The sequence below is a fragment of the Acidobacteriota bacterium genome (assembly GCA_020845575.1).
In the GTDB taxonomy this organism is placed as follows: Bacteria; Acidobacteriota; Vicinamibacteria; order Vicinamibacterales; family Vicinamibacteraceae; genus Luteitalea.
The window spans coordinates 1-14792 of record JADLFL010000049.1; the positions used below are offsets into that span (position 1 = coordinate 1).

Sequence of the window (14792 nt, forward strand, 5' to 3'; positions counted from 1 at the left end):
AGGCGGCAGCCGCGGAAGCCGAGCATCGGGTTGAACTCGTGCAGTTCGTGCACGCGTTGCTGCACCTTCTCCACCGGGATGCGCATCTTCTTCCCGAGGTCGCGCTGCTGGTCCTCGGTGTGCGGCAGGAACTCGTGGAGCGGCGGATCGAGGAAGCGGATCGTGGCCGGGTACCCCTTCAGCTCCTTGAAGATGCCGAAGAAGTCCTCGCGCTGGTACGGCAGCAGCTTGGCGAGCGCCGCCTCACGTGCCTCGAGCGACTCGGCGAGGATCATCTCGCGCATCGCGTCGATGCGGTCGCCCTCGAAGAACATGTGCTCGGTACGCGTGAGCCCGATGCCCACGGCGCCGAACGCGATGGCGTTGCGCACCTGCTCCGGCGTGTCGGCGTTGGTCCGCACGCTCATGCGCGTGGCGTCGGCGCACCACTTCATGAGCTGCGCGAAGTTCTTGTAGGTGCGGCCCTTCTTCGCGTCCTTGTCGTTGGCGAGCAGGCCGGCGATGACTTCCGACGCGCCCGTCTCGATGCGGCCGGCGTACACCTCACCGGCCGTGCCGTCGATCGAGAGCCAGTCGCCTTCCTTGTACGTCTGGCGGTCGACCGTCAGCGTCCGCTTGTCGTAGTCGATCTGCAGCGCGGCGGCGCCGCACACGCAGACCTTGCCCATCTGGCGCGCCACGAGTGCCGCGTGCGACGACACGCCGCCGCGGGCCGTGAGGATGCCCTCGGCCGCGATCATGCCGCGCAGATCTTCCGGCGACGTCTCGACGCGAACGAGCAGGACCTTCTTGCCCTTCGCCGCGGCCTCCACCGCGCGGTCGGCGTTGAAGTACACCTCGCCGGACGCCGCGCCGGGCCCCGCGGGCAGCCCCCTGGCGATGACCGACGCCTTCTTCACCGCCACGCGGTCGAAGATCGGCGCGAGCACCTGATCGAGCTGGTCTGCCGGCACGCGCGTGACGGCCGTCTTCCAGTCGATGAGGCCTTCCTTCACCATCTCCGTGGCGATGCGCACCGCGGCCACGCCCGTGCGCTTGCCGTTGCGCGTCTGGAGCATGTAGACGGTGCCTTCCTGGATCGTGAACTCGAAGTCCTGCATGTCCGTGAAGTGTCCTTCGAGCACCTTGCGGATCCGATCGAGCTCCTTGTAGGCCTTCGGCATCTCCCTGGCGAGCTGCGCGACGGGCTCCGGCGTGCGCACGCCGGCCACCACGTCTTCGCCCTGCGCGTTGATGAGGAACTCGCCGTAGAAGACCTTCTCGCCCGTCGCGGGGTCTCGCGTGAACGCCACACCCGAGCCCGAGCTGTCGCCCGTGTTGCCGAACACCATCGCCTGCACGTTCACCGCCGTGCCCCACTCGGCCGGGATGTTGTACTTGCGGCGGTACACGATCGCGCGATCGTTCATCCAGGAGCCGAACACGGCACCAGCGGCGCCGCGCAGCTGCTCCCAGGGGTCGGACGGGAACGCCTTGCCCGTACGCTCCTTCACCAGCTTCTTGAAGAGGACGATGATCGCCCTGAGGTCGTCGGCGGTGAGCTTGTTGTCCTCGAGCTCGCCGTTGCCGTACGTCTTGTGCTTGTAGTGCTCCAGCACGCTCTCGAACGGCTCGTGATCCTCACCCTGACGCTTCTGCACGCCGAGCACCACGTCGCCGTACATCTGGATGAAGCGGCGATAGCAGTCCCACGCGAAGCGCGAGTTCTGCGTCGCCTTCTCCAGCGCCACCACCGTCTCGTCGTTGAGGCCGAGGTTGAGGATGGTGTCCATCATGCCCGGCATCGAGTCGCGCGCGCCGGAGCGGACGGCCACGAGCAGCGGGAACTTCTTCGCGTCCCCGAACTTGTAGCCCATGATCTTCTCGATCTTCGCGATGCCCTGCTGCAACTGGCCTTCGAGCGCCGCCGGATAGGTGCGCTTGTTGGCGTAGTAGTACGTGCAGACATCGGTCGTGATCGTGAACCCCGGCGGCACGGGCAGGCCGATGCGCGCCATCTCGGCGAGGTTGGCGCCCTTGCCGCCGAGCAGCGGCTTCATCGAGCCATTGCCGTCGGCCTTGCCGGCGCCCCAGCTGTAGACGTACTTGTCTGCCCTGGCAGACACCGCGGCGCGCGAGGCGGGCTTGCGCGCGGCGACCTTGCGCGAAGCGGCCTTCCGGGCAGGCGCGGCCTTGCGGGCCGGGGTGGACTTCCGGTTGGCGGGACGCGCGGTCTTGCCCTTGGGCGAGGCGGCGCGGGCGGCTTTCTTGGCCATGTACGCTATGACTCCTGTTGTGCGTGGGTGGAAGCGGGAACGCGTCAGGCCTGCGGTCCCGCGATGGAAGACAAGTCGGCGATGGCGCGCACGCTGTCGCGCAGATCCGCCAGCAATGCCAGACGGGCCTGCCGCAGCGCGGCATCATCGACCATCACGAAGACGTCGGTGAAGAACCGATCGACAGCCGGCCGCAGCGCGGCAACGTCCTGAAGTGCCCGCGTGTAGTCGGCCTCCGCCACCGCCGCGGCGATGGTGGTCCGGCGTGCGGCGAGGGCATCGGCAAGCGCCAGTTCCGACGGTTCGACGAGCGCCGCACGAATCGCGGCGATGTCGCGACTGCCGGCCTCGGCCACCGGCACGTCCTTGACGATGTTGGTGGCGCGCTTGAAGAGCACGGCGAGCGGTTCGAAGTCTGCCGATGGGCGCACGGCGCGCAACGCGTCGAGCCGCTGCCGCACCGACAACGGCGAGAGTCCCGCCACCCCCTGCCCCTCGGGCAGGACCGCCGCGATCTCGTCGGCGCGATACCCGCGCTTCTCGAACAGGAACCGCAGCCGATCGACGATGAAGGTACCCAGCGCGGTCATGGCCGCCGGATTCTCGGCCACGCCCTGCTCGGCATACGCGCGCTGCGCCGCAGCCAGGATGCCGTCGAGCGTCACCTGCCGCGTCACACCGCCGACCTCCGGCAGATCGACGAGCACCTTGACCAGGCCCTGCGCGGCACGTCGCAGCGCGAATGGATCGCGCGTGCCCGTCGGCTGCTCGCCCGCGGCGAACAGACCTACCAGCGCGTCGACCTTGTCGGCCACCGACACGGCCGCCCACGTCAGCGCGGCGTCACCGAGTTGCGCGGCACTGGGCGCCTGCTGCGCCTCGACGCCCACCGGCTGGTACTGGTGATAGATCGCTTTCCAGACACCGGTGCCGAGCCCATCTTCGCGGGCGTAGATCCCGCCCATCTGGCCCTGGAGCTCGGTGAACTCGCGCACCATGTCCGAGGTGAGATCCGCCTTGGCGAGCCGGCCCGCCGTTCCCGCAGCGTCGGCCTGCGCGGCAGTGCCGCCGAACGCCTCGGTGACGATCCAGCGCGCCAGCGTATCGAGCCGCGCGGCCTTGGCGGCGTAACTGCCGAGCGCCTTGTGGAACAACAGCGTGTCGAGGCGCGCCAGTTTGGCCGAAAGTGGCGCGCGTCTATCGGCATCCCAGAAGAAGCGCGCATCGCGCAGGCGGGCCGTGAGCACGCGCTCGGCGTTGATGGCGATCTTCTGCGGCTGCTCCACCTCGATGTTGGTGACCGCGAGGAACGCCGGCAGCAGCTTCTGCTGGTCGTCCAGCACCGGGAAGTAGTGCTGGTGATGAATCATCGTCGTCGAGAGGACCTCGTCTGGCAGCGAGAGGAACTCCGGCGGGAACACGCCCGCCACGACCGATGGGTACTCGACCAGGTCGGCGACTTCGTGCAGCAGCGCGGCGTGCGAGGCCACGCGTCCACCGAGGCGGCGGGCGTGCGCGTCGAGTTCGCGCACCAGGCGATCGTGGCGCTCCGAGTGCTCCAGCAACACGAAGTGCTCACCGAGCCGCTGCTTGTAGTCGCTGACGCTGCGGACCTTCACCGACCGGCCGGGACGGCCGCTCATCGCCAGGAACCGGTGCCCGTATGTGACCGCGCTCGTTCGCACGTCCTGCACGAGGCTGGACTGCGCGCCGGGATTGCGGCGGATGACGAACGGCACCACGCGTCCGCCGAACAGGAACAGCAGCCACCGGATCGGGCGGCCGAACGTGAACTCTCCCTTCCCATCGTCGAGCCACGCGTCCCAGCGCATCTGCTTCGGAAACGAGAGGTCGCGCAACGTGGCACCGAGCACGTCTGGCAGCACGTCGACAGCCGCGCGGCCGCGTTCGCGCTTGACAACCGAGAGGTACTCCCCCTTCGGCGTGGTGACGCGCGACAGGTCGCCCACGTCGACGCCGTACTTGCGCGCAAAGCCCACCGCGGCGGGCGTAGGCGTGCCGTCGGCCGTGAACGCCGCGGACACGGCGGGCCCGCTCACGTTCTCTTCCAGATCGGACTGGCGCTCCGACACACGCGCAACCCAGGCCGTGAGGCGACGCGGCGTGGCGCTGCTCTCGACGGGACCATCGGTGTTCAGCCGGAAGTCGGCCAGGCGTTGCGTCACGCGTTGCGCCAGGTGGTCGGTGAGCGCCGGCAACCACGACGCGGGAATCTCCTCGCAGCCGATTTCGAGCAGCAGTTCGCGATCCATAGGCTCCGGACTAGGCGCTGGCGGCCGGCGATTCGACGTCCGCACCGGCGTACGCGCGGGCGATCGCCACGGCAAGCTGGCGCACGCGCAGGATGTAGGCGGTGCGCTCGGTGACGCCGATGCCACCGCTGGCGTCGAGCGTGTTGAACAGGTGCGAGCACTTCAGGCACTGCTCGAGCGCGGGCAGCACCAGGCCGTCGGCGATGAGTCCCTGCGCCATCGCGTAGTGGCTGTCGAACAGATCGCGGTTGAACGCCGCGAAGGCCTCACCTCCGACGCCGACCTGGCCGAACGCGTACCGCGACTGCTCCACTTCGTCGCGATGCCTGACGTCGCCATAGGTGACGCCAGGCGCCCACTCCATGTCGTAGACGTTGGTGACCTTCTGGAGCACCATCGCCAGCCGCTCCAGGCCGTACGTCAGTTCGGCGGCGATGGGCGACAGCTCGAGCCCCCCCGCCTGCTGGAAGTACGTGAACTGCGTGATCTCGAGTCCGTCGAACAGCACCTGCCAGCCGATGCCCCAGGCGCCGAGCGTGGGCGACTCCCAGTTGTCTTCCTCGAAGCGGATGTCGTGCGCGCGCGTGTCGATGCCGCAGGCTTCGAGACTCTGGAGGTACAGGTGCTGCACCTCGTCGGGCGCCGGCTTGAGGATCACCTGGAACTGGTGGTGTTTGTAGAGGCGATTCGGGTTCTCGCCGAAGCGCCCGTCGGCTGGGCGGCGCGATGGCTGGACGTACGCCACGTTCCAGTGCTGCGGACCGAGCACGCGGAGGAACGTCTCCGGGTTCATCGTCCCTGCGCCGACCTCCAGATCCAGCGGCTGCTGGAGCAGACATCCCTGCGCGGCCCAGTATTGCGAGAGCTTGAAGATGAGGTCCTGAAAGGTCACGTATTGATCTCTCGCAGTACACGAGCCGATCTCGGCTCACGATCGAGGTGCCACACGAGCAGCAGCCGATGGGCCGCCGCCAACTGCGTCAGTGCCTCGCCCGACACCAACAGCCCACCGAGCGACCCCGGCGGCGCCACCGCGGACTCGGCGATGAACCGCAGCGCCCCGGCCGGTACCGTCACCCCATGCGCATGCGATCCGCATCGGCGGCAGACGAACCAGTGCGACCGCGGCTCGAGCACCGCGCCATCCTGCAGCGCGTCACCGCACTGCGGACACGCGTCAGCCGATGGATACACGCCCTGGAGCCGCAGCAGCCAGAACTCGAAGTACCGCGCCAGCCGCTCGGCGTCACCGCCGGCCACGAGCGCATCGAGCACCGCGACACCGAGCCGGTACAGGCGCTCCTGCGGGTCGTTCTCGAGCGCCCACTCGTCGAGCAGCTCCGCGAAGTACCCGGCGTAGGCACACGCCTCGCCGCCGACCGTCAGCGGCGATCCGAGCACGTCCGCGTACTCGAACCGCACCAGGTCGCGATGTTCGCGCTCCTGATACGCCACTCGCACGTGCGTGAAGGGCTCGAGCGCACCGCCGAATCGCTTGCGCGACCGGGCGCCGCCACGCGCCACTCCTCGCTTCTTGCCCCGATCCCGGGTGAGCATCACGACCAGTCGATCGCTCTCCCCGAGCCGGTATGTCCGCAGGACGAGCGCCTCGCCGGTGTACAGCGCCATGCGGCCAGTCCGGTATTCTACCCTGCCGGCCGCAGATACCTGAGGAAAACGTGCCCCAGGCCGAGGAAGGCGAAGAAGCCGAAGACGTCGGTGAGCGTGGTGATGAACACCGATGACGCCAGCGCGGGATCCACTTTCGCGGCCCGGAGTCCCAGCGGCACCAGGGTGCCGGCCGTCGCCGCCACGAACATGTTGATGACCATGGCGAGGCCGAGGATGAGTCCGAGCCACGGGTCGCCCTGCAGCAGCCACGCCATCAGCGCCGCCGCCAGACCCACGCCGCACCCGTTGCCGAGCCCCACCAGCGCTTCCTTGAGCAGCGCCTTCCGCGAATTGGCGAACGTCAGTTCGCCGAGCGCGATGCCGCGGACGATCACCGTCAGCGTCTGCGTGCCGGCGTTGCCGCCCATGCCGGCGACGATGGGCATGAAGACCGCGAGCGCCGTCGCCTGACTGATCGTCGATTCGAACGCCTTGACCACTCCGGCCGAGATGAACGCCGTCACGAGGTTCACGTACAGCCACGGGAGGCGCTTGCGCAGCGAACTGCCGGGCGGGGAGAAGACGCTGTCGTCGGTGGAGACGCCTGCCAGCCGGTAGATGTCTTCGGTGGCCTCGTCCTTGATGACGTCGATCACGTCGTCGACGGTGATGACGCCGACCAGCTTGTTCTCGAGATCGACAACTGGGATGGCCAGGAGGTTGTACGAGGCGACCTGCCGCGCCACTTCTTCCTGATCGGTGTCCACGCGCACGCTGAGGAGATCGCCCGTCGCGATGCGCTTGAGCGGCGTCTCCGGCGCCACCAGGAGCAGCCGCCGCAGCGACGTCACACCCACCAGGTGGTTCCGCTCATCGACGGTGTACAGGTAGAACACCATCTCGACGTCGCGGGCCGCCTGCAATTCGGTGATGGCCTCGCCCACCGTCAGCTCCTCGGAGAGGGCGAAGACGTTGGGGTTCATGATGCGGCCGGCGGTGTACTCGGGGTACTCCAGGAGTGCCTCGACCTCCGTGTCCTGCTTGCCGCGCATCAGGTCGAGCACGCCACGCGACAGATCCTCCGGCAGCGCCTCGACGATGGCTGCCGCGTCGTCTGATTCGAGCTCTCGAACGTAGCGGGCGATGTCTTCGGCCGAGCGCCCTTCGAGGAGGTGCGCGCCAATCTCGGGACCGAGTTCGCTCAGGGCCTCCATGGCGAGGCGCGGGCTGCGATCGAGGAGAACGTCGAAGGCGGTCTGCCGCTCGCGATCGTGCAGCTCACCGAGCACCGCGGCGAGATCGGCGGGGTGCTGCTTCTGCAACAGATTCAGCAGGTTGGCCGTCGCCCCGACGCGGATCAGCCGCTTGACCGAGGCCTGGACGACGTCGATTTTGCGCTGCGGCATGGGGGCGTGGGCGCGCGCTGGTCCGTCACCACGACGGTTCGAGCCACGCCGATCACGTCACATTACCACCAAGGGTGGCCAGTGCAATGCCGAATGCCGAATGCCGATGTCATGGGCCTGGCAAGCCCGGCCCCTACGTCCCCGGAGAGACATCGCATCACCTCGGTGCAGGGGCCTGGCTTGCCCGGCCCGTTGCCGTTCGTCAGCGCTTGCGCCTGGGGAGGCCGAGGTCGTCGAGCGTGCGCTCGTTGTCGCGCCAGTCCTCCCTGACCTTCACATGGAGGTCGAGATACACGCGACGTTCGAAGAAGGCTTCGATCTGCTGGCGGGCAGCGGTGCCGATGGCCTTGATCATCGCGCCGCGGCGGCCGACGATGATGGGCTTCTGCGACGGCTCCTCGACGAGGATGCTGCAATAGATCGCCAGCGGCCCCTCCTCGTCGTCCTCCGGCTCTTCGTAGCGATCGACGACGACGGCCGTGGTGAACGGCAGCTCGGCGCGCGTGTGCGCCAGCACCTGCTCGCGCACCATCTCCGCCGCGAGCGCGCGCGACGACTGATCCGTGAGGTAGTCGTCCGGATACAGCGGCGGACTCTCGGGCAGGTGCGACAGCAGCACGCGCTCGAGCGTGTCGACGTTCTCTCCCGTCGCGGCAGACACCGGCACCACGTCGGCGAACGTGTGCTTCGCGGTGAACCACTCGATGAGCGGCAGCAGCCTGTGCTTGGCGAGCCTGTCGATCTTGTTCAGCACCAGCACGACGGGCTTGTCGATCTGCGCCAGCAGACCCAGCAGGAACTCCGTCCCTCGTCCGACGTCCTCCGACGCATCGATCACGAGCGCGACGACGTCTGCCTCGCGCGCGGAGCCGACAGCCGCGTCGACCATCCGCACGTTCATGCGGTGCATCGGACGATGGACACCCGGCGTGTCGAGATAGAGGATCTGCCCCTCGGGCAGGCTCTTCGCGCCGAGGATGCGCGTGCGCGTGGTCTGCGGCTTGTCCGAGACGATGGCGAGGTGCGCGCCGACCAGCCGGTTCAGCAGCGTGGACTTGCCCGCATTGGGTCGTCCGAGCAGCGACACGAAGCCCGATCGCGTCACGACTCGCCCCGCTCGTCGGGCATGCGGCGTACGCGCACCTTCAGCACGCGACGCCGCTCCGCTTCGAGCACTTCGATGTCCAGCCCGTCCTCCTGAATGTGCTCACCCACTGCAGGCACGCGACCGAGTCGGCTCATGAGATACCCGCCGACCGTCTCGAACCCTTCGCGCTCGATGGCGACACCGAGACGCTCCGTGAGCTCGTCCACGTCGACCTTGCCGCTGAACACCCACGTGTCGTCGGGCTCCTCGACGATGGGCTCGGCTTCGAGGTCGTATTCGTCGCGAATCTCGCCCACGAGTTCCTCGACCAGATCCTCCACCGTCACGAGTCCCGCCGTGCCGCCGTACTCGTCGACGACAAGCGCCGTCTGCGTACGCGTCCGCTGCAGCTCCTTCAGGAGCTCCGGGGCGCGCTTGGTGGCGGGCACCACGTGCGCGGGTCGCACGAGCGCGGCGAAGGACTCCTCGTCGCCATGTCCCACGCCCTTGAGGAACACGTCCTTCATGTGCACGAACCCCACCACATCGTCGAGGCTCTCGCGGTACACGAGCAGGCGCGAGTACTCGGACTCGCGCAGGCGTGTCCGCAAATCGCCAAGCGTCGCATCGTCGCGAATCGCCACGATGTCGGGGCGGGGCGTCATGACTTCACGCACGAGTCGCTCCTGGAAGCCGACCAGCGAGCGGAACAACTCACGCGCCTCTTCTTCCTCTTCCTCGTCGGATGTCGGCTCGGGCTCGGTCTGCGCCGCGGCGATGACCTCCTCGTCCTCCGGCCCCTCGTCGATGCGACGCTCGTTGCCGTTGACGCCAGCCAACGCGTGCGTGAGCGGCGAGAACGCGCGCGCCACGACGGCGAACGACGGCAGGAGCATCGTGAGCACCTGCTGCGGGTTGCGCCGCACGAGCATCTGCGGCAGCAGCAGGAAACACACGAACACGAACACGAGCATCGAGACGAAGAACATCCAGATGCCGTGCTCGGTACGTCCCACGCCTTCGACGTGCGCGAGCAGCGCGGAGACGACCACCGTGTCCACGCCGAGCAGCACCCGCGCCGGGAAGAACAGCGACGGCGGATCTTCGAGGAACGCGCCGAGCAGATCGCGCGGGCCGGACGTGCTCTCGGCGTGCATGCGCAGCGAGAAGCGCATCAGGGCGCTGAACGCCGCGAGGATCGTCCCGAGATAGACAGCCGTACACGCGAGCAGGAACACGACGAGCGGAATCACGCGCGCGTCTCCCGCTCGATGAGTCCCGCCGTCAGTCCGCCCTTGCGTCGCAGCCGCGCCTCGACGCGACGCATCAGGCCATCGTCTGTCTCGTGGTCGTAACCGAGCAGGTGCAACAGGCCGTGGAGCGCCAGCACCTTCAGTTCCGTGGCGTACGCATGCCGTGCCGCGGCTGCCTGCCGGCGCGCCACGCCCGTCGCGATCACGATGTCGCCAAGGTGGCGCACCTGACCGCGTACACGCGGACCGTCATCGTCTGCCGGGAAGGAGAGGACGTCTGTGGCGCGATCCACGCCACGCCACTCGCGATTGAGGCGACGCATGGCCGCATCGCCGGTGAGCACGATCGTGACAGTGCCGCGCGCGCGTGCGGGTGCCGTGGCCGCCAGCCAGCGCGCCAGGCCCGGTGTACGTACCGGACGGCCGTTGCGCGTGCAGACGGTGATGTGAAGAGTCGCGGGGTCGGCGTCCATGACCGTCAGCCCTGCGTGCCGGCGCGCGCGTCGTGCGCCGCGTAGGCCTGGACGATGAGCTGCACGAGCTTGTGCCGCACCACGTCGCGATCGGTGAAGCGGACAAAGGCGAGACCGTCCACCGATTCGAGCACGCGCAGCGCGTCGATGAGCCCCGACGGACGGCCGTACGGCAGATCGATCTGCGTGATGTCCCCCGTCACGACGGCCTTGCTGCCGAAACCGAGCCGCGTCAGGAACATCGTCATCTGCTCGGACGTGGTGTTCTGCGCCTCATCGAGAATCACGAAGGCATCGTTGAGCGTGCGTCCGCGCATGAACGCGAGCGGCGCGACCTCGATCGTGCCGCGTTCGAGCAGGCGCTCCACCTTGTCGGCCTCGAGCATGTCGTAGAGCGCGTCGTACAGCGGGCGCAGGTACGGATTGACCTTTTCCTGCAGATCGCCGGGGAGGAATCCCAGCTTCTCGCCCGCCTCGACCGCCGGCCGCGTGAGCACGATGCGACTCACCTTCTTGGCGAGCAGGCTGGCCACGGCCTGCGCCATGGCGAGATAGGTCTTGCCCGTACCCGCGGGGCCCACACCGAAGACGATGTCGTGCTTCTCGATGGCCTCGAGGTACTGCCGCTGCGTCGGCGTCTTCGGCACCACCTGCCGCTTGGCCGACGCGCGCACGCTGCCCTTGAGGAAGTGATCGCGGAGGTCGAGTGCAGGATGCTGCGCGGCCAGGCGCATCGCGTCCTTCACTTCGCCGCGCGCGAAGCGATAGCCGTCGCGCAGGAGCGCGCCGAACTGGCCGACGAATGCCTCCACGCGATCGGCCCGATCGCCGTCGCCATCGACGACCAACTCGTGGCCGTTCGTGCGGACCCGCACGCCGAACAGATCCTCGAGCAGGCGGAGGTTGTCGTCATAGGCGCCGAACAGGACGTCGACGCCTTCGTCAGGAACCGGAATGGAGCGCGGAGCCGAGGCTGCGATACGAGAGTCTCCTGTCGACGGGCGGAGCGGAGCCCGCCCACCCGTCAGGATGGGCAGACCGTAGCATGCCGCTTTGCGGTCAGGCAAGCGGCTTGAGGTGCAGTTCCTTCCACTGCCGCGCGTCGACGGTCGACGGCGCGTCGGACATCAAATCCACGGCCGCGGCCGTCTTCGGGAACGCCATCACGTCGCGGATCGACGACTCGCCCGCCAGGATCGCGATGATGCGGTCGAGGCCGAACGCGATGCCGCCGTGCGGCGGCGTGCCGTACTCGAGCGCGTCGATGAAGAAGCCGAATCGCAGCCTGGCGTCCTCGTCGGAGATACCGAGCAGGCGGAACATCTGGCGCTGCATCTCCGGGTCGTGGATACGGATGCTGCCGCCGGCGATCTCGCTGCCGTTCAGCACGAGGTCGTAGGCCTTGGCGCTGACCTCCCCCGGTGCGTCGGTGAGGCGCGCGAGGTCGGCGTCGGCGGGCGCCGTGAACGGGTGGTGCATCGCCACCCAGCGGCGCTCGTCGGCGTCCCAGTCGAGCAGCGGGAAGTCGACCACCCAGAGAAACTCGAACCTCGACGCGTCGATCAGATTGAACCGCTTGGCGAGCGAGAGCCGCAGCGCGCCGAGCAGCTTGGACACCTCCGCTTCGGGGCCGGCCGTCATCAGGAGCAGGCCGTCGCTGCCGGCGCCCGACTCTTCCAGGGCACGCGCCAGCGCGTCCTCACCCAACGCCTTGGCCGACGTGGTGAGGCCCTTCTCGGTGCGGCGCGCCCAGAGCAGGCCGCCGGCGCCCATCCCGATCGCTTCGGCCACGATCTTGTCGACCTCGGCGCGCGCGATCGTCGCGCCGCCGGGCACCACGAGGCCGCGCAGGACGCCCCCTCCGGCCAACGCATCGCGCACGGGACCGAACGGTGTCTCGGCGAAGATCGCGCCGAGATCCCGGATCTCCATGCCGAAGCGGAGGTCCGGCTTGTCCGACCCGTATCGCGCCATCGCCTCCGCGTACGGCATCTGGCGGAACGGCGTGCTCACCTCGATGCCGCCCTCGCGGAAGACGTCCCTGACCACGCCTTCGACGAGCGAGAAGACGAGCGCCTGCGACGCGAACGAGACCTCGACGTCCACCTGCGTGAACTCCGGCTGGCGATCGGCGCGCAGGTCCTCGTCGCGGAAGCACTTCACGATCTGGAAGTAGCGATCGAGGCCGCCGATCATGAGGATCTGCTTGAAGAGCTGAGGCGACTGCGGCAGCGCGAAGAACTCGCCGGGGTGCACGCGGCTCGGCACGAGATAGTCGCGCGCGCCCTCGGGCGTGCTCTTGGTGAGAATCGGCGTCTCGATCTCGAGGAAGCCGTTGGCGTCGAAGTACCGCCGGAACGCCATCGCCACGCGATGGCGCAACATGAGGTTCTTCTGCATGCGCTGGCGGCGCAGATCGAGATAGCGATAGCGCAGGCGCGTGTCTTCGGCGACGAAGCTCTCGTCGGCGATGGCAAACGGCGGCCGGCGCGCGTCGTTGAGCACGCGCAGTTCGGCGATGCGAACCTCCACGTGACCGGTCTCGAGCTTGTCGTTGACGGTCTCGGCCGCGCGTGGCGCGACGGTGCCGAGAATCGCCACGACCATTTCCGTCTTCAGCTTCTTGGCCTGCCCGAGCAGCGGCTCCGTTTCGGTGACCACCTGCGTCACGCCGTAGCGATCGCGGATGTCGAGGAAGATGACGGCGCCCATGTCGCGCACGCGATGCACCCAGCCGAGGAGGACCACGTCCTGCCCCACGTGCTCGGGGCGGAGCTCACCACAGGTATGAGAACGGTACAGGGAGCCGAGCTGATGCATGTCAAAGGGAAAAGGGAAAAGGGTAACGGACAAGGACAGCGACAAAGGCGGAAGGCCAAAGGGCCAAAGGGGAAGCCAGGGTCGAAGGCTCAAAGCCGCCGGCCCGCGGGCTGAATTGTTACACGAGCATTCCTGTCACGCGTGGGATGGCGTCGGCTCGGGGGATCCGCTGCTGGGCGCCGGTGCGGAGGTCTTTCACCGTCAACTCCGCCGCCGCGCGCTCGTCGTCGCCTTCGACGATCACGAGGGGCACGCCCGTCGATGCGGCGTACTTGAACTGTTTGCCCAGCTTGTCCGCGTCGGGATAGACCTCCACGCGGAGGCCACCCGAGCGGAGGTGGTGGGCCAGGGCCAGGGCGTCGCCGGCGGTGTCGGCGTTCCACTGGGCGATGAGGACGTCGGCCGCGGTGGTGGCCAGGTGCGGAGGGAACATGCCGCGCTCGGTCATCACCACGAGAATGCGTTCGAGCCCCAGCGAGAAGCCAGCCGCGGGTACCTGTTGGCCGAGGAACATGCCGACCAGGCCATCGTAGCGCCCGCCGCCGCCGAGGCTGCCCGCCAGATCGGGCACCGTCATCTCCATGATGCAGCCCGTGTAGTACGAGAGGCCACGCGCCAGGCTCAGGTCCACGCGCAGGTGGCCGTCGGCAGGTGTGCGGGCCGCGAGGGCCAGCACCTGCCGCAACGTGGCGATGCCCGCCGTCGCGGCGGCGTGACTGGCGACACGCGCCTCCACGCGCGAGAGTGCCTCGGCGTTGTCGTGCGCGAGGTCTCCCGTCGCCGGGCGCGCACCGAGGACGTCGAGCACGACGTCGGCGACGTCTGGCGACAGACCGCGGGCCGTGTACTCCCCCTTCACGCCGTCGAGGCCGATCTTGTCCAGCTTGTCGAGCGCCACGAGCGCGTCACCGTGACGGTCCGCGGGCACGCCCGCCACGTCGAGCACACCAGCGAGGACCGCGCGGTGGTTGAGGCGCAGCGTGGCGTCGGTGAACCCGAGCGCCTGCATCGCCTCGCACGCCGCGCCGCACAACTCGGCCTCGACCAGGGGTGATGTGGAGCCGGTGACGTCGACGTCGCACTGGTAGAACTCGCGGAATCGCCCGCGTGCCGGCCGATCGGCCCGCCACACCGGTTGAATCTGATACCGCTTGAAGAACTTCGGCAGCGAACCGCGGTGCTCTGCGACGACGCGTGACAACGGCACGGTGAGGTCGTACCGCAGGGCCAGGTCGGCCTGGCCGGACGCCTCGTGCTCGCCACGCTTCAGGATCTTGAAGATGAGCTGATTGCCCTCATCCCCGTACTTGCCGAGCAGCGTCTCGATGTTCTCGACGGCGGGCGTCTCCAGCGGCTCGAAGCCGTACCGCTCGTAGACACCCCGGATCACGCCGATCACGTACGTGCGGCGGCGAACGTCGGCCGGAAGGAAGTCCCGCATCCCGCGGGCAGGTGCTGTGGAAGCCATGGTCGTGCGGCCGTCAGCCGCGAGTCTCGTATGCCGTGTCGCCTGGCGCGCGTGGCGTTGGTGCGGCCGTGTCCATGTAGTCGAGGCGATAGCCCACGTAGCGCGCCGCGTAGTCGAGGATGGACGCCACCTCCGCATCCGTGAGC

General features: G+C 68.4%; 11 protein-coding genes. All 11 read right to left on the reverse strand.

Annotation, left to right across the window (positions count from 1 at the left end; all coding sequences use genetic code 11):
* A partial coding sequence (locus tag IT182_14115; protein ID MCC6164481.1) for a pyruvate, phosphate dikinase occupies window positions 1-2255 on the reverse strand: 2255 nt, incomplete at its 3' end.
* Window positions 2256-2299: 44 nt separating this feature from the next.
* On the reverse strand, window positions 2300-4528 hold the full coding sequence (locus tag IT182_14120; protein ID MCC6164482.1) for a glycine--tRNA ligase subunit beta: 2229 nt from the start codon (window positions 4526-4528) through the stop codon (window positions 2300-2302).
* Window positions 4529-4538: 10 nt separating this feature from the next.
* Window positions 4539-5420 carry a glycine--tRNA ligase subunit alpha gene (locus IT182_14125; GenBank protein ID MCC6164483.1) on the reverse strand — a complete coding sequence of 294 codons (882 nt, stop codon included), beginning with the start codon at window positions 5418-5420 and terminating at the stop codon, window positions 4539-4541.
* The gene (gene recO / locus IT182_14130; protein ID MCC6164484.1) at window positions 5417-6157 is read right to left on the reverse strand and encodes a DNA repair protein RecO; all 741 of its coding nucleotides are present in this window, start codon (window positions 6155-6157) and stop codon (window positions 5417-5419) included. Before recO ends, IT182_14125 begins: the two co-directional genes overlap by 4 nt.
* 17 nt (window positions 6158-6174) lie before the next feature.
* Entirely contained in the window at window positions 6175-7545 is a 1371-nt protein-coding gene (gene mgtE, locus IT182_14135; GenBank protein MCC6164485.1) for a magnesium transporter, read from the reverse strand.
* A gap of 202 nt (window positions 7546-7747) precedes the next feature.
* Window positions 7748-8650, reverse strand: coding sequence for a GTPase Era (era, locus tag IT182_14140; GenBank protein ID MCC6164486.1), 903 nt, complete (start codon window positions 8648-8650; stop codon window positions 7748-7750).
* The gene (locus IT182_14145) at window positions 8647-9885 is read right to left on the reverse strand and encodes an HlyC/CorC family transporter (GenBank protein ID MCC6164487.1); all 1239 of its coding nucleotides are present in this window, start codon (window positions 9883-9885) and stop codon (window positions 8647-8649) included. Before IT182_14145 ends, era begins: the two co-directional genes overlap by 4 nt.
* Complete coding sequence (gene ybeY, locus IT182_14150; protein ID MCC6164488.1) at window positions 9882-10358, reverse strand: rRNA maturation RNase YbeY; 477 nt, start codon at window positions 10356-10358, stop codon at window positions 9882-9884. The genes IT182_14145 and ybeY overlap by 4 nt, the downstream gene beginning before the upstream one ends.
* Window positions 10359-10363: 5 nt before the next feature.
* Window positions 10364-11314: a PhoH family protein gene (locus IT182_14155; GenBank protein MCC6164489.1), complete on the reverse strand. Its 951-nt coding sequence runs from the start codon at window positions 11312-11314 to the stop codon at window positions 10364-10366.
* A gap of 103 nt (window positions 11315-11417) precedes the next feature.
* Complete coding sequence (gene aspS / locus IT182_14160; GenBank protein MCC6164490.1) at window positions 11418-13178, reverse strand: aspartate--tRNA ligase; 1761 nt, start codon at window positions 13176-13178, stop codon at window positions 11418-11420.
* A gap of 118 nt (window positions 13179-13296) precedes the next feature.
* Window positions 13297-14646: a histidine--tRNA ligase gene (gene hisS / locus IT182_14165; protein ID MCC6164491.1), complete on the reverse strand. Its 1350-nt coding sequence runs from the start codon at window positions 14644-14646 to the stop codon at window positions 13297-13299.
* Window positions 14647-14792: the final 146 nt, after the last annotated feature.

What these genes read in the sequence shown, in the direction of transcription:
- IT182_14120 (MCC6164482.1), bottom strand. Translation starts at nt 4,528, where the DNA reads ATGGATCGCGAACTGCTGCTCGAAATCGGCTGCGAGGAGATTCCCGCG.
- recO (MCC6164484.1), bottom strand. Translation starts at nt 6,157, where the DNA reads ATGGCGCTGTACACCGGCGAGGCGCTCGTCCTGCGGACATACCGGCTC.
- mgtE (MCC6164485.1), bottom strand. Translation starts at nt 7,545, where the DNA reads ATGCCGCAGCGCAAAATCGACGTCGTCCAGGCCTCGGTCAAGCGGCTG.
- ybeY (MCC6164488.1), bottom strand. Translation starts at nt 10,358, where the DNA reads ATGGACGCCGACCCCGCGACTCTTCACATCACCGTCTGCACGCGCAAC.
- aspS (MCC6164490.1), bottom strand. Translation starts at nt 13,178, where the DNA reads ATGCATCAGCTCGGCTCCCTGTACCGTTCTCATACCTGTGGTGAGCTC.
- hisS (MCC6164491.1), bottom strand. Translation starts at nt 14,646, where the DNA reads ATGGCTTCCACAGCACCTGCCCGCGGGATGCGGGACTTCCTTCCGGCC.